This is a genomic window from Pantoea sp. SGAir0175 (assembly GCF_043547855.1).
In genome coordinates, this window is record NZ_CP028082.1 from 594,847 (window position 1) to 619,554 (window position 24,708).

30 protein-coding genes are annotated in these 24,708 nt (G+C 56.3%); 21 read left to right on the forward strand and 9 right to left on the reverse strand.

Going from position 1 to position 24,708, the window contains the following annotated elements; translation table 11 throughout:
- Positions 1–9 precede the first annotated feature (9 nt).
- From C1N56_RS22025 to C1N56_RS22045, 5 genes are all read left to right on the forward strand, one after another.
- On the forward strand, positions 10–648 hold the full coding sequence (locus tag C1N56_RS22025; protein ID WP_021508812.1) for an isochorismatase family protein: 639 nt from the start codon (positions 10–12) through the stop codon (positions 646–648).
- Positions 649–756: 108 nt separating this feature from the next.
- On the forward strand, positions 757–2,067 hold the full coding sequence (locus tag C1N56_RS22030; protein ID WP_021508813.1) for an MFS transporter: 1,311 nt from the start codon (positions 757–759) through the stop codon (positions 2,065–2,067).
- Between the two features lie 390 nt (positions 2,068–2,457).
- Entirely contained in the window at positions 2,458–3,732 is a 1,275-nt protein-coding gene (locus tag C1N56_RS22035) for a nucleoside permease (protein WP_104093466.1), read from the forward strand.
- Between the two features lie 17 nt (positions 3,733–3,749).
- The gene (locus C1N56_RS22040) at positions 3,750–4,772 is read left to right on the forward strand and encodes an ADP-ribosylglycohydrolase family protein (RefSeq protein ID WP_394517717.1); all 1,023 of its coding nucleotides are present in this window, start codon (positions 3,750–3,752) and stop codon (positions 4,770–4,772) included.
- On the forward strand, positions 4,759–5,739 hold the full coding sequence (locus tag C1N56_RS22045; RefSeq protein ID WP_150360121.1) for a PfkB family carbohydrate kinase: 981 nt from the start codon (positions 4,759–4,761) through the stop codon (positions 5,737–5,739). The genes C1N56_RS22040 and C1N56_RS22045 overlap by 14 nt, the downstream gene beginning before the upstream one ends.
- On the opposite strand, the gene C1N56_RS22050 is transcribed toward C1N56_RS22045, so the two are convergent.
- Positions 5,726–6,466: a GntR family transcriptional regulator gene (locus C1N56_RS22050; protein ID WP_058770409.1), complete on the reverse strand. Its 741-nt coding sequence runs from the start codon at positions 6,464–6,466 to the stop codon at positions 5,726–5,728. The genes C1N56_RS22045 and C1N56_RS22050 overlap by 14 nt on opposite strands.
- A 146-nt stretch (positions 6,467–6,612) precedes the next feature.
- Here C1N56_RS22050 and C1N56_RS22055 point away from each other — a divergent pair, with 146 nt between their 5' ends.
- The gene (locus tag C1N56_RS22055; protein ID WP_394517568.1) at positions 6,613–7,359 is read left to right on the forward strand and encodes a metallophosphoesterase; all 747 of its coding nucleotides are present in this window, start codon (positions 6,613–6,615) and stop codon (positions 7,357–7,359) included.
- On the opposite strand, the gene C1N56_RS22060 is transcribed toward C1N56_RS22055, so the two are convergent.
- Genes C1N56_RS22060 through C1N56_RS22075 form a run of 4 tightly spaced genes read right to left on the reverse strand, consistent with a single transcriptional unit; the run spans position 7,335 to position 9,247 of the window.
- Positions 7,335–7,730 (reverse strand): GFA family protein, encoded by a 396-nt coding sequence (locus C1N56_RS22060; RefSeq protein ID WP_394517569.1) that lies wholly within the window; start codon positions 7,728–7,730, stop codon positions 7,335–7,337. The two genes, C1N56_RS22055 and C1N56_RS22060, sit on opposite strands and share 25 nt — an antisense overlap.
- A 25-nt stretch (positions 7,731–7,755) precedes the next feature.
- The gene (locus C1N56_RS22065; protein ID WP_394517570.1) at positions 7,756–8,193 is read right to left on the reverse strand and encodes an acetyltransferase; all 438 of its coding nucleotides are present in this window, start codon (positions 8,191–8,193) and stop codon (positions 7,756–7,758) included.
- Positions 8,194–8,201: 8 nt separating this feature from the next.
- Complete coding sequence (locus C1N56_RS22070) at positions 8,202–8,771, reverse strand: GNAT family N-acetyltransferase (protein WP_211727212.1); 570 nt, start codon at positions 8,769–8,771, stop codon at positions 8,202–8,204.
- Positions 8,772–8,806: 35 nt separating this feature from the next.
- A complete protein-coding gene (locus tag C1N56_RS22075; RefSeq protein ID WP_031279954.1) occupies positions 8,807–9,247 on the reverse strand; it encodes a VOC family protein in 441 nt (146 codons plus the stop codon).
- Positions 9,248–9,516: 269 nt separating this feature from the next.
- Between C1N56_RS22075 and gcvA the strand changes: the two genes are divergently transcribed.
- The 9 genes from gcvA to C1N56_RS22120 all read left to right on the forward strand — a co-directional run bounded on the left by gcvA (position 9,517) and on the right by C1N56_RS22120 (position 17,545).
- Positions 9,517–10,401, forward strand: coding sequence for a transcriptional regulator GcvA (gene gcvA / locus C1N56_RS22080; protein ID WP_394517571.1), 885 nt, complete (start codon positions 9,517–9,519; stop codon positions 10,399–10,401).
- A 96-nt stretch (positions 10,402–10,497) separates the two neighbouring features.
- A complete protein-coding gene (locus C1N56_RS22085; protein ID WP_058776142.1) occupies positions 10,498–11,127 on the forward strand; it encodes a LysE family translocator in 630 nt (209 codons plus the stop codon).
- Between the two features lie 198 nt (positions 11,128–11,325).
- Entirely contained in the window at positions 11,326–12,183 is an 858-nt protein-coding gene (locus C1N56_RS22090; protein ID WP_262264125.1) for a MurR/RpiR family transcriptional regulator, read from the forward strand.
- A 127-nt stretch (positions 12,184–12,310) separates the two neighbouring features.
- Positions 12,311–13,639, forward strand: a complete 1,329-nt coding sequence (locus C1N56_RS22095; RefSeq protein ID WP_394517572.1) for an aspartate aminotransferase family protein — start codon at positions 12,311–12,313, stop codon at positions 13,637–13,639.
- Positions 13,636–14,190, forward strand: a complete 555-nt coding sequence (locus tag C1N56_RS22100; RefSeq protein ID WP_394517573.1) for a carboxymuconolactone decarboxylase family protein — start codon at positions 13,636–13,638, stop codon at positions 14,188–14,190. The genes C1N56_RS22095 and C1N56_RS22100 overlap by 4 nt, the downstream gene beginning before the upstream one ends.
- Before the next feature lie 127 nt (positions 14,191–14,317).
- The gene (gene glnH / locus C1N56_RS22105) at positions 14,318–15,070 is read left to right on the forward strand and encodes a glutamine ABC transporter substrate-binding protein GlnH (RefSeq protein ID WP_394517574.1); all 753 of its coding nucleotides are present in this window, start codon (positions 14,318–14,320) and stop codon (positions 15,068–15,070) included.
- 51 nt (positions 15,071–15,121) lie between these two features.
- Positions 15,122–15,778 carry a glutamine ABC transporter permease GlnP gene (glnP, locus tag C1N56_RS22110; protein ID WP_021508828.1) on the forward strand — a complete coding sequence of 219 codons (657 nt, stop codon included), beginning with the start codon at positions 15,122–15,124 and terminating at the stop codon, positions 15,776–15,778.
- Positions 15,779–15,780: 2 nt separating this feature from the next.
- On the forward strand, positions 15,781–16,503 hold the full coding sequence (gene glnQ, locus C1N56_RS22115; RefSeq protein ID WP_104093632.1) for a glutamine ABC transporter ATP-binding protein GlnQ: 723 nt from the start codon (positions 15,781–15,783) through the stop codon (positions 16,501–16,503).
- 19 nt (positions 16,504–16,522) lie between these two features.
- Positions 16,523–17,545, forward strand: coding sequence for a C45 family autoproteolytic acyltransferase/hydolase (locus C1N56_RS22120; protein WP_394517575.1), 1,023 nt, complete (start codon positions 16,523–16,525; stop codon positions 17,543–17,545).
- A gap of 92 nt (positions 17,546–17,637) precedes the next feature.
- On the opposite strand, the gene C1N56_RS22125 is transcribed toward C1N56_RS22120, so the two are convergent.
- Complete coding sequence (locus C1N56_RS22125; protein WP_394517576.1) at positions 17,638–18,036, reverse strand: tautomerase family protein; 399 nt, start codon at positions 18,034–18,036, stop codon at positions 17,638–17,640.
- A 5-nt stretch (positions 18,037–18,041) separates the two neighbouring features.
- A complete protein-coding gene (locus tag C1N56_RS22130; protein ID WP_088517450.1) occupies positions 18,042–18,344 on the reverse strand; it encodes a carboxymuconolactone decarboxylase family protein in 303 nt (100 codons plus the stop codon).
- A gap of 87 nt (positions 18,345–18,431) precedes the next feature.
- Between C1N56_RS22130 and C1N56_RS22135 the strand changes: the two genes are divergently transcribed.
- A complete protein-coding gene (locus tag C1N56_RS22135) occupies positions 18,432–19,352 on the forward strand; it encodes a LysR substrate-binding domain-containing protein (protein WP_394517718.1) in 921 nt (306 codons plus the stop codon).
- A 25-nt stretch (positions 19,353–19,377) separates the two neighbouring features.
- On the opposite strand, the gene C1N56_RS22140 is transcribed toward C1N56_RS22135, so the two are convergent.
- Complete coding sequence (locus C1N56_RS22140) at positions 19,378–20,232, reverse strand: LysR family transcriptional regulator (protein WP_058758955.1); 855 nt, start codon at positions 20,230–20,232, stop codon at positions 19,378–19,380.
- 119 nt (positions 20,233–20,351) lie between these two features.
- Here C1N56_RS22140 and C1N56_RS22145 point away from each other — a divergent pair, with 119 nt between their 5' ends.
- From C1N56_RS22145 to C1N56_RS22155, 3 genes are all read left to right on the forward strand, one after another.
- Positions 20,352–21,098: an SDR family NAD(P)-dependent oxidoreductase gene (locus tag C1N56_RS22145; RefSeq protein ID WP_394517577.1), complete on the forward strand. Its 747-nt coding sequence runs from the start codon at positions 20,352–20,354 to the stop codon at positions 21,096–21,098.
- Positions 21,099–21,110: 12 nt separating this feature from the next.
- Positions 21,111–21,413, forward strand: a complete 303-nt coding sequence (locus C1N56_RS22150) for an EthD family reductase (protein ID WP_394517578.1) — start codon at positions 21,111–21,113, stop codon at positions 21,411–21,413.
- Between the two features lie 214 nt (positions 21,414–21,627).
- Positions 21,628–21,939, forward strand: coding sequence for a hypothetical protein (locus C1N56_RS22155; RefSeq protein WP_058758957.1), 312 nt, complete (start codon positions 21,628–21,630; stop codon positions 21,937–21,939).
- Between the two features lie 19 nt (positions 21,940–21,958).
- On the opposite strand, the gene C1N56_RS22160 is transcribed toward C1N56_RS22155, so the two are convergent.
- Positions 21,959–22,444, reverse strand: coding sequence for a winged helix-turn-helix transcriptional regulator (locus C1N56_RS22160; RefSeq protein WP_394517579.1), 486 nt, complete (start codon positions 22,442–22,444; stop codon positions 21,959–21,961).
- 127 nt (positions 22,445–22,571) lie between these two features.
- On the opposite strand from C1N56_RS22160, the gene C1N56_RS22165 reads away from it, so the two are divergent.
- Both C1N56_RS22165 and C1N56_RS22170 read left to right on the forward strand, forming a co-directional pair.
- On the forward strand, positions 22,572–23,783 hold the full coding sequence (locus C1N56_RS22165) for an MFS transporter (RefSeq protein WP_394517580.1): 1,212 nt from the start codon (positions 22,572–22,574) through the stop codon (positions 23,781–23,783).
- On the forward strand, positions 23,780–24,670 hold the full coding sequence (locus tag C1N56_RS22170; RefSeq protein WP_394517581.1) for an EamA family transporter: 891 nt from the start codon (positions 23,780–23,782) through the stop codon (positions 24,668–24,670). The genes C1N56_RS22165 and C1N56_RS22170 overlap by 4 nt, the downstream gene beginning before the upstream one ends.
- Positions 24,671–24,708 lie beyond the last annotated feature (38 nt).

Consider the following 24,708-nt stretch of genomic DNA (forward strand, 5'->3'; position numbering starts at 1 on the left):
GGAGAAACCATGAGCCAGAGTGTCAGTGATAACTACGCCGGTGTCTGGGGCAACCGCATCGGTTTTGGTCAGCGTCCGGCGCTGCTGATGATCGACTTTTTGCAGGGCTACACCACGCCGGGCGCCGCGCTGTTTGCCCCGGGCGTGGTGGAAGCGGTGGCCGCCGCACAGGGCCTGCTGGCGGCGGCGCGCCAGTGCGCGATTCCGGTGATCCATACGCAGATTCGCTACCATCCGCAGCATCAGCAGGACGGCGGGATCTGGGTGCAGAAAGCCCCGGTGATGCGTGACATGGTGGAGGGCAATCCGCTGGCCGCGTTTTGTCCGGCGGTGCAGCCGCTTGCCGCAGAAGTGGTGATCACCAAACAGTATGCCAGCGCGTTTTTTGGCACGTCTCTGGCATCGATGCTGGTAGCGCAGGGCATTGATACGCTGCTGATCGCCGGCTGCTCCACCAGCGGCTGCATCCGCGCCAGCGCAGTGGATGCGTTGCAATACGGTTTTCGCGCCATGGTGGTGCGTGAATGCGTGGGCGATCGCCATGATGCGCCGCATCAGGCCAATTTGTTTGATATCGACAGTAAATATGGCGACGTGGTAAGTAAAGCCGCGGCGCTGGAGTATCTCGGGAAGTTCAGCGCCCGTTAAGGGCGCGTTTCACCTGCACGGAGTGCGCACAAACAGTCCGTTTCGGCTGCGGCTGAGACGCATAACAACATCTCCCCGACGACGGGGTTATTGCGCCCGGAGAACACCATGACTGACGTTTCAACCCGTCCTGCTGCGCTGGCAGCCGAAGACACCGCTTCGATTTATCGCAAAATCACCTGGAAGCTGATTCCGTTTCTCTGCCTGTGTTATCTCGCGGCCTATCTTGATCGCATCAATATCGGCCTGGCTAAGCTACAGATGGCGAGCGATCTGGCGCTGAGCGAAACCGCGTTTGGTCTGGGTGCCGGACTGTTTTTTGTCGGCTATATTCTGTTTGAAGTACCGAGCAACCTGATTCTGCAGCGGGTCGGCGCAAAGATCTGGATCGCGCGCATCATGATTACCTGGGGCCTGCTCTCGACCGCCACGCTGCTGGTGCAAACGCCGACCCAGTTCTACATCATCCGCTTTTTCCTCGGCGCGGCCGAAGCCGGTTTTCTGCCTGGCGTGCTGTTCTATCTCACCAAATGGTTTCCCTCGTGGCGCCGCAGCCGCATCATTGCGCTGTTTATGATTGGCCTGCCGCTCTCCAGCCTGATTGGCGGACCGCTTTCCGGCTGGATCATGGGGCATTTTCATGAGGTTTACGGCATGCGCGGCTGGCAGTGGCTGTTTCTGCTGGAAGGCCTGCCCAGCGTATTACTGGGTGTGCTGACGTTCTGGCTGCTGCCGAACAGCGTCGAGAGCGCCAGCTGGCTCAGCAGCAGTGAGAAGCAGGCGGTGCTGCGCGAACTGGCGCGCGACGAAGGTGACGCCAAAGGGCTAAAACACAGCCTGCGCGATGGTCTGCTGAATATCCGCGTGGTGATGCTCGGCGGCATCGATTTCTCGATTCTGCTCAGCGCTTACGCCATGGGTTTCTGGATGCCGACCTTTATCAAGAATGCCGGCACCACCGATATCACCACCATTGGCTATCTGACGGCGATCCCCAGCCTGGCGGCGTTGATTGGTATGCTAGCGATTGGTGCCAGCTCAGACCGCCTGCGTGAACGCCGCTGGCATATTATTGTTCCGTTTATTATTGGCGCGGCAGCGATGGGCACCAGCACCTTCTTTGCTCATAACGTGGCGATGACCGTGCTGCTGTTCTCAATTGCACAGGCGATGATTATCGGGGCGGTGCCGGTGTTTTTCAGTCTGCCCGCTACGTTCCTGAAAGGCACGGCAGCGGCAGCGGGTTTTGCTCTGGCCTGTTCGATCGCCAATATCGCCGGACTGGTGAGTAATTCCGTGATGGGCGTGGCGCTGGATCTCACCGGCAGCAGCAACGGCGCGCTGTGGTTCTTCGCCGTATGTCTGCTGCTCAGCTCGCTGTTGGTGGTCGCGCTGCCAGCGAAGCTGGTGAACCGGTAGCGAATACCTTACCTATTTGAACGACCGCTGATGGATTGCCATCGATGGCGTAATGCCGAATAGTTCAGAAACTGCAATACGCACAAATTCGTAGCGGCGCGATTCATCGCGCAATAAATTGCGCCGCTACGATAAGTGCAATCATTTATGTACAAATTCAAAAGATAACTGACAAGGATTACGCCATTCATGGCGACCGCCTCACAGCCGCAGGATGCAGCTCCACACCCCGCCAGACCGTTATGCCTACCCGAACTCAATCCTCCTCGCTAATCGGTTATCCATAAGGTAAAAATCTTGTGGGATAGCTCAAACTATCAGCTAAAGGTATTATAAAGGTATCTATTCTGGTGCTAGATTGGTTCTACCAACACCGGGGAGTCTATTTCGATGAAAACTACAATTCCAAAGCTGTCGTTCATGATGTTCTTAGAGTGGTTTATCTGGGGGGCATGGTTCGTGCCGCTGTGGGCGTTTCTCAGCAAAAACGGCTTTTCGCCGGTTGAGATCGCCTGGTGCTACGCCTGTACCTCCATCGCTGCCATCCTGTCACCGATTCTGGTCGGCTCGCTGGCTGACCGTTTCTTCCAGGCACAGAAAGTGTTATCGCTGCTGACCATCGCCGGCGCGATTCTGATGTTCTTTGCCGCACAGCAGACGCACTTCAGCAGCTTCTTTCCGCTGCTGCTGCTGTATGCGCTCACCTATATGCCGACCATTGCGCTGACCAACAGTATTGCGTTTTCTCACGTCGGTGACGTGGAGCGCGACTATCCGCGCATCCGCGTGATGGGCACTATCGGCTGGATCGCCTCCGGCATCGCCTGCGGTTTTCTGCCGCCGCTGCTCGGCTTTGGCGATATCTCCGCCAGCAATGTACCGTTGCTGATCACCGCGGCCAGTTCGCTGCTGCTTGGCCTGTTCGCCCTGACCCTGCCGGCCACCGAACCCAAAAGCACCGGCAAGTTCAGCCTGCGCGTGGCACTCGGCCTCGACGCACTGCATCTGCTGAAAGATCGCAGCTTCCTCGTATTTTTCGTCTGTTCATTCCTGTTCAGTATGCCGCTGGCGTTCTACTACATTTTCGCTGAGGGGTATCTGACCGAAGTCGGTCTGCCACACGCCACCGGCTGGATGACGCTCGGCCAGGTATCAGAAATTTTCTTCCTGCTGGCGCTGCCGTTCTTCATTAAACGCTTCGGCATCGGCAAAGTGCTGCTGCTCGGTCTGGTCACCGCCGCGCTGCGCTACGTGTTCTTTGTCTTCGGCGGCGATCAAAACCTGCTGACCTTCGGCCTGCTGTTTATGGGCATTCTGCTGCACGGCGTCAGCTACGACTTCTACTTCATCACCGCCTACATTTACGTGGATAAGAAAGCGCCGGTGGCGATGCGTAACGCTGCGCAGGGCCTGATCACCCTGGCCTGTCAGGGCATCGGCAGCCTGCTGGGTTACCGCCTCGGCGGCTATCTGATGCAGGAGATGTTCGCGTATGACCAGCCGCGCAACGGCCAGACATTCAACTGGGCGGGGATGTGGATGTTTGGCAGCGTGATGATTGTCATCATCACCATCGCCTTTATCGTCCTGTTCCGCGACGGCAAAAAACGCAGTGATGAATTAACCGCTTTTGAACACTCAGCAACCGCTGACAGCCATAAATAAGAGATGTAACCATGACGATGACACACCAGGAAAAACGGATTTTGGGCGCATTTTACGGCCAGGCATTGGGCGATGCGATGGGCATGCCATCGGAACTGTGGCCGCGCAGCCGCGTGAAACAGCACTTTGGCTGGATCGATCGCTTCCTGCCCGGCCCGGCAGAAAACAATGCCGCCTGCTACTTTGGCCGGGCGGCTTTCACTGACGACACCTCAATGGCGCTGGCGCTGGCCGATGCCATTATCAGCCACGACGGCGAAATTGATGCGGAAACTATCGGCGCCAATATTCTGCGCTGGGCGGAAACGTTTGATGCCTTTAACAAAAATGTGCTCGGGCCCACCTCCAAAATCGCGCTTAACGCGCTGAAAAACGGTACGCCGGTGGCGCAGCTGGAAAATAACGGCCTGACCAACGGCGCGGCGATGCGCGTGTCACCGCTGGGCTGTCTGCTGCCGGCGCGTGACCTGCCGGCCTTTATTGATGCTGTCGCGCTGGCCTCCAGTCCGACGCACAAATCCGACGTGGCGATTGCCGGTGCCACCGCGATCGCCTGGGCAATCTCCCGCGCGATTGACGGTAGCGACTGGGCAACGATTCGTGACGAACTGCCGGCGATTGCCCGCGCGGCGCAGGAGCGGCGCGTCACCACTTTCAGTGCGGCGATGGCGGCCCGCATCGAACTGGCGTTGCAGGTGGTGGCGCAGGGCAGGGGCACTGAGTCGACCATGCAGCAGATCTACGATCTGGTCGGTACCGGCACCAGCACCATTGAATCGGTACCGGCAGCGATCGCTATGGTCGAACTGGCAGCCACCGATCCCAACCGCTGCGCCATTCTGTGCGCCAATCTCGGCGGCGATACGGACACCATCGGCGCGATGGCGGTTGCCATTTGCGGCGCGCTGCACGGTATCGACGCGATCGATGCGCAGCTAAAAGCGGAACTGGATGCTGCTAACGCGCTGGATTTCACTCACTACAGCCGCGCGTTTGTCCGTTTCCGCCAGCAGCGCGAGGCCGCCTATGCTGACGCCTGACGATCTGTCCCGACTGGCGGGCCGGTTGCCAGTGTGCGTGGTGGGGGCGGCGGTAGTGGATGTGATTGCCGATGCCTGGACGTTGCCGTATCGCGGCAGCGACATCGAACTGCATCAGCAGGGCGTGAACGTTGGCGGCTGTGCGCTTAACGTCGCCATTGCGCTGCATCGTCTCGGCATTCCTTCTATCAACGCGCTGCCGCTGGGGAACGGTATCTGGGCCAGTATCGTGCGACAAAAGCTGGCGGAATACGGTGTGCAGAGCGTACTGGAAAATGCGCACGGTGATAATGGCTGGTGTCTGGCGCTGGTCGAGCCGGATGGCGAGCGCACCTTTCTTTCCGTTAGTGGCGTGGAAAACCAGTGGGACGCCGCGCTGTTGCGCACATTGCCGCAGCCGGCGCAGCGCTGGATCTATCTCTCCGGTTATCAGCTCACCAGCAAAAGCGGCGAGGTGCTGATCGACTGGCTGGAGCAGCAGGCACCGCCGTATCAGCTGCTGGTGGATTTTGGCCCGCGGCTGGCGGACATCGGCGAGGCGCAGTTTGCGCGCATCATGGCGTTGCAGCCACTGATTACAGTGAACAGGCAGGAAGCGGAGCTGCTGTGGCATGAGCGTCTGCGCGCATCCGAACCTTTCGACGCCCATCAGCTGATGGCGCGCTGGCAGCAGCAGTTTGGCGGCGCAATGGTGTTAAGGCTGGACAGCGAAGGTGCCGGATACATCGACGCTGAGGCGCAGGGCTGGGTGCCCGCACTGGCGACAACGGTGGTTGATACTATCGGCGCGGGCGACAGCCATGCTGGCGGGTTACTGGCGGGATTAGCGTCCGGCTGGTCACTGGCGGAGAGCGTTGCGCTGGGCAACGCAGTGGCGTCGTATGTGGTTTCCCGGCGCGGTGGCGACTGTGCGCCCGATCGCGCCACCCTGCGCGCTTACTGGCAGCAACGCCTTACTCAGCAATAAACACGTACATATCGCTGCGGCAGTAGCTGATGCTGTACTCCAGCGGATTGCCCTGTGCGTCGAGTGCCAGCTGCTTAATCACCAGCACCGGCACATTGGCGGGCAGGGCAATTTGCTGCTGCAGGGCTTCGTCCGGCATACGCGCACTGACCCGGCTCTGGGATTTCACCGGCAGGATCTGCTGGCGATGAAAATAGTCATACAGCGAAATACCAATCTCATCGGCATCGGCAATGTAGCGCGCCGGCACCCATGACTCTTCAACCGAGACCGCCTGGCGGTCAACATAGCGAATACGTTTCAGCAGATAGACATCGCTGCCCGTGCTCAGCCCCAGTTTTTCGGCGATCTCTGCGCTACAGGCAATTTTGCTTTTATTGATCCACACGGTGTCCGGCGTTTTACCGCGCAGCACCGCCTGCTGCGACAATCCTTTTGGCTCTTTGAGTGAATATTCAAACTGGCTGCAAATCTGCGTGCCGTAGCCGCGGGAACGGAACACGACGCCCTCTTTTTCCAGCTCGTCCATGGCTTTACGCACGGTGATGCGCGAAATGTTCAGCGACTGGCTGAACTCGCGCTCGCCCGGCAGGATCTCTTCGTGCACCAGCGTGCCATCGCGCACCGCATCTTTAATCGCACTGGCAAAGCGTTTGTACAGCGGCGTGCGGCTCTCTGCCGCCAGTGTGGTGGTCAACCGCGCCAACAGCGCATTGTGGTCAGTCATAGCGGGCAGGGCACTCACTCGGGTCAGCGGCAGGAACCGCTATAATACTGAATTTTAATGCGGCGCGCAGCCAGCGTCGCGTGACGGTGCGGGTGCTATGCTGCCAGACGGCCCTGTTGGTTCGCTTGTTTATTTCCGGAGACATTATGTTAATCGCTCAGATTTCAGACATCCATGCCGCACCGGACAATGATCACCTGCTGCGCCTGGCGCGGTCGCTGGCGTGGCTCACTCATGTGCAACCGGATGTGCTGGTGTTAACGGGCGATCTTGTTGATGGCGAGTGGCGGCAGGGTTACTGGCAGATAGCTGAGCAACTGCGCCAGCAGCATTACCCTGCATTTATATTGCCGGGCAACGCCGATGATCGACGACTCATGCAAACGACATGGCATGAAAATCACTGGGCGAAAAACACCCCGGCAGACGCGCTGCATTTTGTTCAGGATATGGGCGGTTTGCGTATGCTGGGGCTGGACTCCACGGTGAATAAACAGAATTTTGGCAGCGTCGGGGAGCATCTGGAATGGCTGGAAAGACAACTCAGCGATACGCATGGACTGCCAGCGCTGCTTTTTCTGCATCATCCGGTTATCGCATCGGGCATACCGACGCTGGATGAATCAATGTGTCGCGGGCTTGATAAGCTTGAGTCGACCCTCAGACGCAGCCGGGTCAGAATACTGGCTATTGCAGCCGGGCATGTGCACCGGCCCGCAGCAGGCATGTTTGCAGGGGTTCCGGCTTATATTTGTGGCTCAATTTGCCCGGCGAACCCGCTGTGGTTTGGCAGCCAGCGGGTTCCTCCGGTGAATGATCCACCGGCACTGATGGTGCACCGTTTCGCCAGCGGCGTTTTGACCAGTCATCATGTCTCTTTATCCTGCTCATAATGAGGCACATGGTCGCGTTCTGTTAGCCACGGCACGGTGTGCGAGCACCAGATATAGGAAACCGGCGTCTGAGCGGGATCGTCGTCCAGCGTGGCCACACGCAGAATCACGTGGCTCTGATGAGGTCTTTCAGCCATCAGATGAGATCCGCAGACTGAACAGAAATAACGCAACTTATCCGGGGAAGAATTAAATGCCGTCAGAAATTCTTCTCCCTGGGTCCACCTGAAATCCTCACGCCGCACGCGCGCTGTGGAGGTATAAGCGGCGGCGTGCGCTTTCCTGCAGGTATGACAGCAGCAATGCGTAATGCGGCCCGCCAGGCGATCGCATTCGTAGCGCACACGTTTACAGAGACAACTTCCGTTCATTTTTTCTCCTGATTCCTCTGCCGGATTATTGCATCAGCTTCAGATGGAGGAGGGGAAACGGTTTTCCCTCACCATCAACGGAAGACCGTCCCGTCACCTGAAAGCCCAGATGCTGATAGAACCCGAGCGCAGCGGTATTTTGTTCGTTAACGTCCACTTTTTTCGCTGAAAGATGACGGATCGCGTAACGGACTAACCGTGCACCGATCCCTTTTTTGTGATGAGCGGGCGAGACGAAAAGCATCTCGATATTCTCATCCTGTAAGCCGATGAATCCAACAATGTCATGGTCTTCATCGGTCATCTTTCTCAGAACAACGGCGTCAAAATAATTTTCCAGAATAAGCTGTCTGAGCCGCAGGATATCCTGTTCATTCAGGAAATGATGCGTTGCCCGGACGGCAGCCTCCCAGACCTGAATCAGTAAGTGATACTCTTCCTTGCTTACTTCGCTAATTGTCACTATGTCTCCTAAACATGCCTACGCGATGGCTTAACGCAATGCCTGCGCCAATCGCTGGCCAGCCGCGCATAAAGATATTCATCGCCCCACATCCCTTTGAAAAAAATATTCTGCCGGTAGTGCGCTTCACGGCGAAAATTCAGCTTTTCCAGCAGGTTTATGGCGCGAATATTACGTGTGTCTACTACGGCTGTAAGCCGGTGTTTTGCAAACTGCGTGAAAAGCAGAGTAACGATGGCACTCATTGCTTCAAGCGCAAAACCCTGTTTCTGAAATCCGGCATCAAATGTCATGCCGAGTTCAGCTTGTCTTCCTTCATCAAAAAAATGAATTCCGATGTCCCCTATTAGCCGGTCGTCTTCCTGGTGTGCTACGGCAAGCTGAAACCAGGTGTTATCGCTGTTGAATGGCAGCGCATCCTGCTGCGCATATAATTTCTCAGCGTCCTGCCAGGTAAATTCTTCCCAGCTCTGATAACGAGCAACGTCTGGCAGATTGCGATAGCGCGACAGATGCGGCAAATCAGCCACTGTCAGCTTGCGCAACACCAGGCGTTGAGTATAAATCGGCAACGTCAGTGCCATATGTTCTCCGCTGCCTGCGTGCAGGCGAGTTAAAGTAAACCGGGAGCGGTGCGTATCGCTTCAAGCCCGACGCGCTGCCCGAAAGACAGCTCCAGCGTATTGCCATCAGGATCGGCAAAAAATACGTAATATCCCACCGGTTCGCCAGCCTCTTCGGGGGCTTTGCGTAACACGCCTTCGGCGACGGCCATCGCTGTTTTACGATCGATCTCTTCGCGTGACGCACAGGCAATGCCTAAGTGTCCAAATTTACCCAGTGGCGTATCTGACACGTCATCCGCCTGCACCAGAACCAGCGCGAAAGGACGGGTATGATCGCTCAGCCATGCCACCTTGCGGGCAGCCGGGACGTCAGGTTCACGGGTGTGTATCACCTTCATTCCTGCATAGCGGCGGTAGAAATCCATGCTCTTCTCCAGATCCCTCACCATAAACGCAACGTGGGTAAATCCAACATCGATATCCTTCATCTGCATCCTGTCTCCATTTATTGCCTCCCTGACACGACAAAAACTCAAGCCTGGTAAAGGTTAATCGCCATAAAGGGCCTGGTCGCTGATCATTTTTCCGTGTGGAGGCGTGATGCGTGAAACGGTAATTTCTCTTAAAATTTCATTGTAACTCAACAGTTTTTGAATAAAAACGACACGGCATCGCGTGCTATTTGCCTATTAATAACGTTGACGGAGAGGAAATAAAAACGATTTAATTTCCGCCTGTTTTTTAGGAAAACTAAACAATGCGAAACAGCCTGCCTTCTCTTAACGCCCTGAAGGCGTTCGAATCCGTTGCCCGGCACCTCAGCATGACCCTTGCAGGCCAGGAGTTGCACGTCACGCCCGGCGCGATCAGCCTGCACATCAGGGAACTGGAACGGCAGCTGGGCCTGCCCCTGTTTCAGCGAAATGGACGCAAGCTGGCGCTGACGGCATCCGGTCAGGGCTATTACTACTCGATTGCTTCGGCTTTCAGCCTGATGCGTGAAGCCACTGAAACGCTGGTGCAGGAGACACAAAAAAATACCATCACGCTGGCCTGCACCACCGGATTTGCGACTCACTGGTTACTGCCGCGACTGGCTGATTTTGAACGTGCCTGTCCGGAGATCGATCTGCGCATCAGTGCCACTTCCCGCATCCAGTCTTTCGCCACGGATGGTATCGACCTGGCCGTACGGCATGGCAACGGTTTCTGTGAGGGTTGCGTGAGTGAGAAGCTGATCGACGACGACTACCTTGCAGTCTGCATTCCTGCTGTGGCGCAGCAGCTGGGAGAACCGCCGGCACTTGCCGCACTCGGTCGCGTCACGTTACTGCATGATATGCACCGGGAAGACTGGCAGCGCTGGCTCGCTGAAGCCGGCGTCGGGCATATTGATTCCGGCAAAGGGCCTTTGTATAGCGATGGCAGCGGGGCGTGGCTGGCGATGCTTGCCGGCATGGGCGTAGCGCTGATGCGCAGGCGATTTGTTCAGGCAAACCTGGCATCCGGTGAAGTGGTGGCACCGTTTCCAAATACGCTGAATACCGGACACGCGTACTGGCTTATTACGCCCCACGAAGCGCTGCTGCGTTCTGCCGTGGTAAAAGTAAGAGCCTGGCTCATGCAGCAGTCCACAGAATAGAACAGCGTCCGGCATTTCTTCATATCAACAAGACATAGTAAATTTCTGAGCAAGCCGATATAACAGGTTGAGGACATTTTACCTGCAGAGGATATCATGGCGCTTTCACACGAATTAATGCTGATTTACACCACTTATTTTGTGGCAACGGCCAGCCCTGGTCCGAGTAATATGGCGATTATGGGAACGGCGATGAATAAAGGGCGCGGTGCCGCCTTAGCGCTTGCGGGCGGGGTAATTGGCGGCTCAATGCTGTGGGCGCTGCTGGCGGCCTGCGGGGTATTAACCGTGCTGGCGACGTTTGCCCAATTGCTGCTGGTGTTGAAAATCGGCGGCGGGTTATATCTGTTGTGGCTGTCATACAAAGCCGGTAAATCTGCGTTAACCCGCACTGCTGCCGATAAAACCGTTATCAGCGATCACCGTGTTGCGTATGGCGCATTATTCCGGCAGGGAATTTTGATGCACGTCGGTAATCCTAAAGCCATTTTAACCTGGGTCGCGATCATGTCCGTCGCGCTCAAACCGGACGCTGCAGCCTCGACCTTACCGCTGATTATTCTCGGCTGTGCGGCGATTTGCGTCGCAGTATTTTGCGGCTATGCGCTGATATTTTCCACCGCAGCAATGAACGCGTTTTACCGTCGTATCCGCCGGGGATTAGATGCGCTATTAGCCTGCTGTTTTGCCATTGCCGGACTGAAACTGGTGTTGAGTCGTCAATAAAGTAAATTTTTAACCTCAGGTTCGCCCTCCATAGCAACAGGCCGCTCAGTTAAGTAAACCACCATGAGCAGCCTGATTGTCGCGGCGCGACGCATCGCGCCCTGCTTCAGGCCGTCACTCCGGTGTGATATCCGCGCCTAGAGTCTTGATCTCAAATGTGTTTAGATACCTCAACGTCAAAGCCTGTGAATCGTTGCCATGAATCTAAAGGAAACTATCGTCCGTGAGTTCAGTGAATTATCGCCAGAACTACAGCGGGCTGCCGAATTCTCACTGCAGAATGCCAATCAACTGGTGGTGCAATCCATGCGCACCTTTGCGCAGCAGGCCGGAGTGAAACCGGCAACGCTGCTGCGCCTGGCGAAACGGCTGGGCTATAACGGCTGGAGTGAACTCAAAGACGCATTCATCGATGACATCGGCCTGCGCAATGATACCTATGTCTCGAAAGCGGAAAAGCTTGTGGCCGCCGGCACGCAGCCGCAGCTGTATGATGCGATGTTTCAGGCCCACCAGACCAACCTGGTCTTTACGCAGAACGAAAACCGCCAGGCAATGGAGCAGGCCGTGACCTTACTCGATGCGGCTGACAATGTTTACATCTGCGGTTTCCGCGCCAGCTTTCCGATCGCCTGGTCATTATTTTATGTGTATCGGCTGTTCAATCGTCAGGTATCACTGGTGGATGGTCTGGCGAGCAATATCGAAGTTTTCACACGTGAACTGACCGCCGCGGATTGCCTGTTGCTTACCAGCTTTGCCCCTTATTCACGCGAATCACTTGATGTACTGCGCGCAGCGCAGCAGGCGGGTGCAAAGATCATCGCCATCACCGACTCACCGGTCTCGCCGCTGGCGCAGGCCGCTGATTGCTCGCTCCGGTTTTCACTGGACAGCCCATCGTTCTTCCCGTCTGTCCTCTCTGGCATGGGCCTGGCAGAGTGTCTGCTGGCGATGCTGGTGGCCCGTCATGGACGTGATGCGGTCAGTAAAATTGAAAACGCCGAACGCTATTTAATCGATTCCGGCGCTTACGTGCATGCCGGCAAATCCTGACAGATGATTCATTTGTATCTGCCATAAGAATATTGAATGCGATTGAATCATTATTGCGTTGACGTGATTCAAATGGATCCTGCAAGATACGTTTCAACAACGAAGCGTATTCAGGAGCAGGACCAGCATGAGCCGTATCATTCACCGCAGTCTGCGCAGCGTGCCCGCCGTGGTTACGCGCGCACACGGGGCCTACATTTTTGATGCACAGGGAAAACAGTATCTTGATGCCTGCGGTGGTGCCGCCGTTTCCTGCCTGGGCCACGCCCATCCTGACGTCCTCGCAGCCATGCATCGTCAAATCGATCAACTGGCTTATGCGCATACCAGTTTCTTTACCAGCGATACCGTTGAACAGCTCGCCGAACAGTTAACGCGCACCGCACCGGGCGATCTTAACTATGCCTATTTCGTATCGGGCGGTTCTGAGGCGGTGGAAACCGCGCTGAAACTGGCCCGGCAATACTTTGTTGAGATCGGACAGCCTGCGCGCACCCGTTTCATCGCCCGCAAACAGAGCTACCACGGCAATACGCTGGGCGCGCTGGCGGTGGGTGGCAATGAATGGCGCCGGCGTCAGTTCGCGCCCCTGTTAATCGACGTGATTCGCGTTTCAGCCTGCAATGAGTATCGCGATCGCCGTGCCGATGAAACCCAGCAGCAGTATACCCAGCGGCTATTGAGCGAGCTGGAGCAGGCGATTATCGATGCGGGCCCGGAAACGATTATTGGCTTCTGCGCGGAGACGGTGGTCGGTGCGACCAGCGGTGCCACGCCGCCGACGCCGGGCTATCTGCAGGGTGTACGTCGCCTGTGCGACAAATACGGCATTTTGTTTATCGCCGATGAGGTGATGTGCGGAATGGGGCGTACCGGCACACTGCACGCGTTCGAACAGGATGGCGTGGTACCTGATTTGGTTACCATTGCCAAAGGACTGGGTGGCGGTTATCAACCCATCGGCGCGGTGCTGGCCAGTGAGAAGATCGTGTCTGCGCTGCAGGCCGGCAGCGGTCTGTTCCAGCATGGACACACTTATATTTGTCACGCGACAGCCGCTGCGGCGGCGTTAGCAGTACAGCAGGTGATTGAGCGCGACCATCTGCTGGAGGCGGTTCAGCAGCAGGGCGCTTATCTGCACAAGGCGCTACGCGACGTGCTGGGGGAGTTACCGCATGTCGGTGACACGCGCGGCCGCGGCCTGTTTGCCGGTGTGGAACTGGTGCGTGATAAAGCCACAAAAACCCCGTTCGATCCGGCGATGAAACTTCACGCAGCCATCAAGGCCAACTGTATGGCGCGCGGTTTGCTGGTCTATCCGATGGGCGGCACGCTGGACGGGCACTATGGCGACCATATTTTAATCGCCCCACCGTTTATCGTCACCCCGCAACAACTGGATTTTGTCGTGGATACGCTGAACACCGTGATACGTGAAGAGACCGGCAAATTATGATTAACCGATTACCGCCGCTGGCGGAGCAGGACTGGGATGAGCGGCAACGTCCGCTCGCGGAAGAGATTATCAACGGGCCGCGCGGCGCGCTGCTGCCCCCGTTTGAGCCGCTGCTGCGCAGCCCCGAGTTAATGGCACATGCACAGCGTATGGGGGAATATCTGCGCTATCGCAGTGCGCTGGGCCAGCGGTTATCGGAACTGGCGATTTTAATGACGGCAAGGCACTGGTCACAGCCGGTAGAGTGGGCAATCCATGCGCCGATAGCGCGCGAAAAGGGGATTTCTGCTGCAGCGGTGCAGGCCATCAATGAAAAACGTCAGCCCGCGGATTTGCAGCCTGATGAGTGGGTGATTTATCAGTTTTGCCAGCAGTTACATCAGCAACAGAAAATCAGTGATGCCACCTGGCAGCAAGCCATCGAATTATGGGGCGAGAAGGGCGTGGTGGATTTGATAGGCATTAACGGCTATTACAGTTTTCTCTCGATGATCATGAACGGCTCGCAGACGCCGGTACCCTTTACGCAGGATCACTTGCTTCCTGCATAAGTTGTCGCATTACTCCGGGCGTACCTGATGCGCCCATTATATTAACCACCTTCTTTGACCATGTCCGCCGGGTTATTTCGCTGGATGACGATCATTGCACGCTATATTACTGACGCTGAGGGTTATTATGTCTGCATTTTTTAATAAACTAAAGGTTACACTGGCATTGGTTGCCTGTTCCGCCAGTTTTATCGCTGCGGCGCAGGATAAATTAACTGTCGGGGTTGATACGGCTTTTGTTCCTTTTGAATTTAAGCAAGGTGATAAATACGTCGGCTTTGACATTGATTTATGGGATGCCATCGCGAAGAAAATGCATGTCAGCTATGAATTACACCCAATGGACTTTGGCGGCCTGATTCCGGGGCTGCAATCACGGAATCTGGATGTCGCGATGGCAGGTATTACCATTACCGATGCGCGTAAGCAGGTGGTGGATTTCAGCAACGGTTATTATGACGCCGACTTATTAATGGCTGTCAAAAGCGATGATAACAGCATTAAGAAATTCAGCGATTTAACCGGCAAGAAAGTGGGCCTGAAACAGGGCACGGCCGCAGCCAGCTTTATGAAAAGTAAATACAAGGCAAATTATGTTGAGTTTCCTAATATCGACAACGCCTATCTGGATTTGCAGGCCGGCAACCTTGATGCGGTGGTCCACGACTCGCCCAATGTGCTGTACTACGTGAAAACGGCGGGCGATGGCAAAGTCAAAGCCAGCGGTGAAAACGACACGATTCTGCCGCAGCAGTATGGCTTTGCCATGCAGAAAAACAGCAGCCTGACGCCTAAGATCAACGCCGCGCTGCAGGCCCTGCGCGCGGATGGGACTTACAGCAAAATCTACGTGAAATGGTTTGCTAAGCAGCCGAAATAATCCTGCCAGGCCGGAGCCCTCCGGCTTTGTTTAGCGTTTACAGGTTAAATTATGAATTTTGACAGTAAATATATTTGGGAATCTCTGCCGCTACTGCTGCAGGGTCTGCAGCTGACCTTGATTATTTCGCTGTCAGGTCTGCTGGGCGGTTTTATTATTGGCTTACTGGCGGGAACCTGCCGTGCTCTGGGCGGAAAAATCGCCAAAACGCTGTCACTTATTTTTGTCGAGCTTATTCGCGGTACGCCCATCATGGTGCAGGTAATGTTTATCTATTTTGCACTGCCGATGGTGTTGCCGATAAGAATTGATCCCGTCACCGCCGCGATCGTGACCATTGTGATTAACTCCGGTGCCTACATTGCTGAAATTACCCGGGGCGCGATCCTCTCAATTAATAAAGGCTTTAAAGAAGCGAGTCTGGCGATGGGCTTATCGCAGCGCAGTACGCTGTGGTATGTCATTATGCCTTTAGCGTTACGACGCATGATTCCGGCTTTAGGTAACCAGTGGATTATCAGTATTAAAGATACCTCACTGTTTATTGTGATTGGCGTGGCAGAACTGACGCGTCAGGGGCAGGAGATCATTGCGGGTAATTTCCGTGCGCTGGAAGTGTGGACGGCGGTCGCCATGATTTATCTGCTGGTGACGTTATGCCTGAGCTTTTTACTGAAGCAGCTGGAAAAAAGGATCCATATTTTATGAGCATGGTTGAATTTAACGCAGTGTCGAAAAATTTCGGCGCCACGCAGGTCCTGCATAATATCAATTTAAAAATTGAGTCCGGCGAGGTGGTGGTGATTATTGGCCCTTCAGGCTCGGGTAAATCAACGCTGTTACGCTGCATCAACAAACTGGAAGAGATTTCATCCGGAACGCTGCTGGTCGCCGGAATGCACATCACCGACCCGCATGCGAATGAATGTGATATCCGCCGCGAAGCCGGCATGGTGTTTCAGCAGTTTCACCTGTTCCCGCATCTGACTGCACTGGAGAACGTGATGTTCGGCCCGATTCGCGTGCGTCATCAAACGAAAGCCGCGGCGCGCGAGCAGGCGCTGGCGCTGCTGGAGCGCGTTGGCTTGCGCGATCGCGCCAGCCACTATCCGTCTGAACTTTCAGGGGGCCAGCAGCAGCGCGTGGCGATTGCCCGGGCACTGGCCGTCAGGCCGAAAATGATGCTGTTCGATGAGCCAACCTCCGCGCTGGATCCGGAGTTACGTCATGAAGTGCTGAAAGTGATGCGCTCGCTGGCTGAAGAGGGCATGACCATGGTGATTGTGACGCATGAGATTGGCTTTGCCCGCGATGTGGCTTCGCGGCTGATCTTTATTGATGGCGGTACCATTGTCGAAGATGGGCCACCTGATATGCTGCTGACTGCCAGCCGTAATCCGCGTCTGAAAGAATTTCTGCAACATGTATCCTGAAATGAAGTGAAATAACCCTATGAAAAAACTCGACTTCCGTGGTTCGGCTTTTGTTATTGGTCAGCAACTCGGTGACTTTGGCCGTGATGCCTGGCATAACAAACTCACGCATACCCGTCTCTGGCAAACGGTTACCGCCATGAAAGATACGCAGCAAATCCGCAGTATGCGCGCGCGGGTCCAGCACCAGTTTCCGCTGATCTGGCAGGAGCTGGAAGGGCTGGCTGAAGGATTACAGGCGCCGATTGACGAGGTGTTTGCGTGGAACTGCCGGGGCGATCTGGTGCGTTCAACTTCGGATGGTTGCACCACGGTGGCGGGGAAAAGTGCCAGCGGGGAGTTGATCATTGCGCACAACGAAGATGGTTTTCCCCAGCTGCGTGACGACTGTGCGCTGGTCACCGTGACCCCCGATGACGGGCTCGCGTTCACCAGCTTCGCCTATCCGGCATCACTTTGCGGTCACACTTTTGCCGTTAATGAGAAGGGCATCGTTAATACCGTCAATAACATTCGCGCACAGCATCGTCCGGATGGCGTGCCGCGCCAGATCATTGCCCGCGCGTCGCTGAACGCGACCACGCTGGATGAAGCGATCGCCATACTTAGCGCCATACCGCGCGCCGGCGCGTTTCACCATACGCTGGGGCAGCAGGGCGATAGCCGCCTGATCAGTATTGAAGCGACAGGCTCAGGCTGTTCAGTGATCCCATTGAACGCACCTTTCGGGCACGCTAATCATCTTATTCACCCGCAGCTTGCCGCCGTCGAACAGGTGGTCACCGCCAGTTCCGGCTCGCGCCAGCAGCGTCTGGAGACATGGCTGACGACGCAACCGGCGGTAGATGGCGCGGCGGCCAGGGCGATTTTATCGGATCAGCAGGATGCAGCGTTGCCGATTTACCGCCTGTCGCCGCAGGATCCGGATGAGGAAAATACCCTCGCCACGGCTGTTTTTACCCTGAGTGACGACGCGGTGACGTGGCAGATCTTCACGCGCGACCGCCAGCGCGCCGCGTTGCAATCTGCTGGTCGTCAATGAGGTGTTATTTTTAATCTCCACCGCCCATCACTGAAGCCGTACAGTGATTGCTGGCAGCGCGCTAACCCGCGCTGCCAGCAATACTGACTATGTTACTCGTGGAAACGCGCTTCTTCGGACATCAGACATCCGTCGCTGAAACTCCAGTCATCGACGGTGTTAAACTGAATAATCACCATCACATCCTGCGGATCGATATCCAGCGATTGCGAGAGTTGCTGACACAATCTGTCACACAGCTTGTGCTTCTGTTCGCGGCTGCGCGGCTTGCCCGCAGTAATCATGAACTGAACAAAATTCTCTGAACGCCCGCGACTTTTATAGTGGCGATCAAACACCCTTAGCCGCGCCGGCAGTTCTTCAAATACCTGAAAGCGGTCGCCGGGTGGAACGGCAAATTCGTCCTCCAGACTCCGTTGCAGGATGTCGGAAATCTGCGTTAATTGCGCGTCGCTATAACCCTGACGCAGTATGATGCGGGTAAAAGGCATGAGGGTTACGCCTCTTCCAGACAGCTTAGCGCTGACACCGCCGCCGGCCAGCCGGCATAAAAGGCCAGATGGGTGAACACTTCGACGATCTCTTCTCGTGCCAGGCCATTCTGTAGCGCGAATTCGATATGCCACGGCAGCTGTTGCACCCGCCCCAGCGCCGTCAGTGCGGCCAGCGTAATCAGGCTGCGTTCGCGCGGCGTAAGCGCGTCACGTTGCCAGATGTCATCGAAAAGAACCTGCTGACTGAGTTCGGCCAGCTTTGGCGCGATGCGCGCCAGCGTTTTACTATCGAGTGTTTTTGCCATGATGTTTCTCCGTATTGACTCAGCCGCGATTGTGGCGAAACATAACCATCCTGAAAATCAAATAAAACACCGTCATTCATCCCATAAATCAGGACGATCATGCAAAAGTTAGCTCAGACGTTGGATCTGGATGCGTTGCGCAGTTTTGTCACCGGCATGGAGTGTGGCAGTTTTGCGCAGGCCGCCGTGCGGCTCTGTCGATCCACTTCGGCGGTCAGCGCCCAGCTGAAAAAGCTGGAGCAGCAATGTGGCAGCAAGCTGGTGGTGAAAAGCGGGCGTCATCTGGCGTTAACCCGTGAGGGGGAAGTGATGATGGGTTATGCCCGTCGTCTGCTGGCATTGAACGACGAAGCATTGTGCACCTTCAGCGGTGTAGGGCTGCAGGGGGAAGTGCGCCTGGGCATGCAGGAAGATTTTGGTGACACCCTGATGCCCGGTATTCTGGGCGAATTTACACGTCACCATCCCGGGCTGCAGATCATCGCCCGCGTGGCGCGTAATCAGGAGCTGCTTGCAGCGCTGGACAGCGATGCTCTTGATATGGCGCTGCTGTGGCAGGCACAACCGCTGCAGCGTAAAGGCGTGTTGATCGGCCAGTTCCCGCTGGAGTGGATCGCCCACCCCGACTGCGACGTCAGTGCGATGATAAGCCAGGGCGAACCGCTGCCGCTGGTGATGTTTGATAATCCCTGCCTGATGCGCTCGCGCGCCATCGACAGTCTGGACCGGGCGGGCATTGCATGGCGAATCGTGTTTGTCAGCCATAGCCTGAGCGGCATCTGGGCGGCGGTGCGGGCCGGTCTGGGGATCACCGTGCGCACGCGGGTCGGCATGCCCGCTAATCTGGTGAGCGCCGGCAATGTTTTGCCGCCGCTGGGCGCGCTGGGCGTTACGCTGGAACAAAAAAGTGGCAGCCAGACTGAACCGAATGCGCAAAACCTGCTGGCCAGACTGATGGAAAATGCGCTGCGCAGCATAGAGCCGTTACCGGGTCTGAGGCCCGCCTGAATTGCTGCGCTAATCGCTGCGACAGTTACTTCGCAATCAGCAGCGCATCGGCGATATCCAGCATGGCGCGCAGGCGATCCATGTGCCGCAGATCCTGATGATAGCCTACCCAGATATCGCGCGAAGGCGGCGGCTGCGGGGTGGGAATCCGCTGCAGTCCGGCGGTGGCATCGCCCAGCGGCTGGGGTAACACCGCCACGCCCATGCCGCGCCGGCACATCTGCGCCTGCACCGCCCGGCTGGTGCTGGTAAAAGCCCGCCGTGACTGTGGAAATTGATCGAGCAGCCAGACGACGTCCGGAAAATGCGCTTGCGCGGTATTCATCAGGATCAGCCCCACTGAGGCGGGATCGTGTTGCAATGCTCGGGCATTTTCAGGCGTGCCGTATAACGCATAGGGCATGCTCATCAGGCGCCGCTGGACGATATCCGGCTCGGTAAAAGGCACAATGCGAAAAGCCACGTCGGCGTCGCGCCGCGACAGATTGAGCAAACGATAGCTGGCGATGATTTCCGGCACGATAGCGGGATGGCGCTGTGTCAGCTCGCTCAGTACCGGCGCCAGCACGGCGGTGGCAAACCACTCGGCACAGGAGATGCGTAAAATACCTTCCAGCCGCGGGTGATTGCCCGCAAGCCGTCTTTCCATCGCCAGCGCAGCATTTTCCATACTTTCCGCCAGGCCCAGCACGGCGTCACCGGCATCGGTTAACACCAGGCCATCCGGCGTGCGGCGAAACAGCGCCTGATGGGCCTGCGCTTCCAGCACCTTAATGCGACGACCCACGGTCGGATGGCTGACGCCGAGCCGGCGCGCGGCCTCGCCATAAGATCCGCTGCGCATCACCGCCAGAAAGATCCGTACATCGCTCCATTCCATTGCGCTCGCCCCCGTTCAAAAATGAACGTCGAATATACAAAAATGGCAGTTCTCAAACAACTTTGTAGCTATCACCATAACGGCATCATACAGACTGAACTGATTGAGGATTGCAGAACATGAAAAAGCTTCAGGACAAAGTTGCCCTCGTAACCGGCGCATCTAAAGGCATTGGTGCGGCGATTGCCCGCCAGCTGGCCGCCGACGGCGCAAAGATCGTCGTCAACTATGCCGCCGATAAAAACGGGGCGGATAAGGTGGTCGCCGCTATTGAGGCCGCCGGTGGCTCGGCGGTGGCGCTGGCAGCGGATGTCACCGATCAGTCGCAGGTTGAGGCACTCATTCAATCTACCCTCGCGCAGTTTGGCCGGCTGGACATCGTGGTGAACAATGCCGGCGTGTATCAGTTTGCGAAGATCGAAGAGAGCAGCGAAGCGCTGTATCGCAAGCAATTTGACATCAATGTGCTCGGGCCGCTGCTGGTGACGGGCGCCGCCGTGCCACATCTGGGCGAGGGCAGCAGCATTATTAATATCAGCTCATTTGTAACGCGGGTATTTCTGGCGGAGAGCGCTATCTATAGCGGCAGCAAAGGCGCGATTGATGCCATTACCGGCGTGCTGGCGCGCGAACTCGGCCCGCGCGGCATCCGCGTCAACGCGGTCAATCCGGGGTTAATCGAAACCGAAGGCACGCACAGCACCGGCGCGATGGGATCGGAGTTTCAGCGCTGGAACGAAAGCCAGACGCCGCTTGGCCGTATTGGCCAGGTGCAGGATATTGCGCCGATTGTGGCTTATCTCGCTTCCGACGATGCCGGATGGGTGACGGGCGAGGTGATGATGGCGTCAGGCGGCATGCGTTAACGGGAGAAAAGGATGCATCAGATGATGGTGGTGTGCGTCGGCGATGAAACCTATCGCTTTGACCGCGACTATTATACCCACACGCACCTGCCGCTGGCGCTGGCGTGCTGGCAGGAATATGGGCTCATTTCGGCGGAAGCGTTCTATCCCGCTTCAGACCGCAGCGGCTGGCTCTCCATCGGTGTTTACACGTTTGCCTGTCAGCAGGATGTCAACCGGGCGCTGGAGTCCGAACAAACCAAAAGGGTGATGGCCGATGTGGTGCATTTTACCGATGCCCCCACGGTGATCCGCAGCCATTTTATTCCCTTCTGAACGGCAGCGACGCCGCCGCGCGCTTATGCCCTCCATTCACCGGTTTGATAGCCTGCTTAATGAACGCATTGTGCATTAAGCAGGCATCCCGGCAGCAAAAACGGGACGCGCTGGTGCCAAATCAGGACAAACCAATCCCTGAATCTGGTACGTGGCGCTGCCTTTTGCTATTTCATGTGTGAGCTATCACCGCAGCAGCACACAGGAGGCAAACATGAATTTTTACAGCAGCAGAGAATTTACGGGTTCCAAAGCCTGGGAGTCTCAGCATATTGCCAGCTTTGATAACACCAGCGTTAAACTGCACTGGACCGATCAACCCTATAAATGGCATATCAATGATGGACAAGAGGTGTTTGCCGTTATGGATGGTTGCGTTGACATGTTCTATAAACAAGCGGGCGAAGTGAGAACCCAACGATTGACCACCGGCGATATTTTCTATGCCAGCGAAGGCACTGAACACGTTGCACATCCGCAGGGCGTAGCCCGGGTGCTGGTGATTGAACAAGCGGGATCGGTTTGATGCGACTTCTCAACCCCGGTTATTTCACGATCGACGAAGCCTGATCGGCGCGATTACCGGCTATGACGCGCCGGCGATGACAGTCGGCGGGATCGAGCCGTTCTCCCCGGGCAGAATACACGGCCAGTTCAGGTAACGGTTCGCCGTTGACGTTATCCAGCAATACCGAGTGAGTCTCGCCTTTTTCAAACAAATAACGCTCTCCCCACTGGCGCATCGCCACGACGATTGGGAAGACGGCTCGTCCCCGTTCGGTCAGCAAATATTCCTTGTAGGCGCTGCCATCTGACGCCGGACAACTCTCAAGCACACCGACCTCAACCAGCAGTTTCAGCCGTGACGCCAGGATATTTTTTGCCAGCCCAAGGTTTTTCTGGAAATCACTGAAGCGGCGCACATCATCAAACGCTTCACGGATGATCATCAGACACCAGCGTTCGCCAATCACCTCCACGGTCCGGGCGACCGGGCATTCGCTGGTTCTGAGCGCTTCCTGTTTTGCCATCTTCTCTCTCACTCTGCTGATTTACTGACGGTAGCTTAGCCTTCAGCAAAACAAGTTGCAAAAAAAAACCACCGCTGCTACTTATAGAATAAATCGGTTTCAAATAAAAACCAAATAAGGATGCAACATGACTTGCACCAGTGATACCCCTGCAACCTCTGAGGCGCCTCTTTCGCCGGCGACGAGCTCAGTGCTGTCGCCTCACATCATTTTTCTGTTCTCACTGACCTGTGCGCTGGCTGTCGGCAATGTCTATTCTGCCCAGCCATTGCTGGAATCCATCTCCGCAACGCTGCAGGTTTCGCCCGGCACCATCGGCCTGGTCATCACGGCAACGCAGGCGGGTTATGCCATAGGATTGTTTTTGCTGGTGCCGCTCGGCGATCGCTTTGATCGCAAAAAGCTGGTGGTCACGCACCTGCTGCTGTCGGTGCTGGCCCTGGTCGCGGCGGCGTTAGCAGAGAGTTTGCTGGCGCTGCTGGTGGCGATGCTGCTGGTGGGTTTGATGGCGGTGGTGACGCAAACCGTGGTGGCGTGGGCCGCTATCCTGGCGGCACCGGCTCAGCGTGGCAAGGTGGTAGGCAGCGTCACCAGTGGCATCGTCATGGGCATACTGCTGGCGCGCCTGGTCTCTGGCATCATCGCCGATATCGCCGGCTGGCGGGCGGTGTATATGACCTCAGCCGCGCTGATGCTGCTGATTACCGTGCTGCTGATGAAAGTGATACCTGCTGCCGGTCCGCAGAACACAGCCACTTCCGTGGCCGGGCTGCTGGGGTCTGTCCCGCGTCTTTTCGTCACCGAGCCCTTGTTGCGTCAGCGCGGCGCGCTGGCTCTGCTGATTTTTGCCGCGTTCAGCATGTTGTGGAGTTCCATGGTTTTGCCGCTCACGGCCATGTCGCTTTCCCATACGCAAACAGGGCTGTTTGGTCTGGCTGGGATAGCCGGAGCGCTGGCGGCTTCCAGAAGTGGCGCCTGGGCTGACAGGGGAACCGGGCAGCGCGCCAGCGGATGCGCACTGGTTTTACTAACGCTCTCGTGGCTTCCCATCGCCTTCGCGCAGACTTCTTTATTATTGCTGGTTATTGGCGTGATCATGCTGGATTTCGCGGTGCAGACGGTGCATGTCATCAACCAGAGCATGCTGATTTCCGGCAAACCCGCTATCACCAGCCGGCTTATCGGTGCCTATATGTGTTTTTATGCGGCAGGCAGCGCGCTGGGCGCTATTACTGCCACCCAACTCTATGCGCACTGGGGATGGTATGCAGTGTGCAGCGGCGGGGCACTGGTCAGTGCCTGCGCACTTATTCTCTGGTATGGAACACGTCAATCATGAAATTATCACACCTGCTGCTGGCCATCGGTATTACCGCCATCTGGGGCATTAATTTTTCGGTGATTAAATTAGGGTTGCACGCCATCGATCCATTTATTCTGGCAGGGCTGCGTTTTACGCTGTGTGCCATCCCGGCGCTCTTCTTTATTAAAAAACCTGACGTCCCGTGGCGCTACCTTATTGGCTACGGACTGGTGTTCGGCATTGGCTTGTGGGGCCTGGTCAATCTGGGGATAAAAACCGGGCTGTCGGCGGGTATCGCCTCGCTGGTGCTGCAGTTCAGTGCCTTTTTCACTCTGCTGCTCGGCAGTTATGTGTTTAAAGAACAGCTCAGCCGCTATCAGATCGCTGGCTTTGTGCTGGCGTGCAGCGGATTGATGAGCATTGTGTTTATTACCGACGGCTCGGTGACGTTTGCCGGGTTGCTGCTGGTGCTGGCAGGTGCCATAGCCTGGAGTATTGCCAATATCATCATGAAAAAAGCCGGCACGAAGCAGGTATTCGCGTTTCTGGTCTGGTCGAGCGCCTTTTCGCCGCTTCCGCTTTTCCTGCTGGACGGATTAATTAATGGCAGCGCGGGCTATAGCGCATTAATCAGCCATATGGATACCCGTGCGATATTGTCCATTCTGTTTCAGGTCTACCCCAATACGTTATTAGGCTACTGGATCTGGAATTCATTGCTTAAACAGTATCCTGTCTCCACCGTCGCGCCATTATCGCTGCTGGTGCCGGTATTCGGCATTCTCGGTTCGATGATGATATTTGGTGAAGCTATTTCTCCGATGAAAATCGTGGCGCTGGTACTGATTATTACCGGGCTGGCGGTTGGGTTATATGGACAACGCATCAAACGTTATTTCATTCCGCAATCGGATTCGCTGTGATCAGCAGCCCGCTGATGAGCCGTGATCCGACAAGAGCG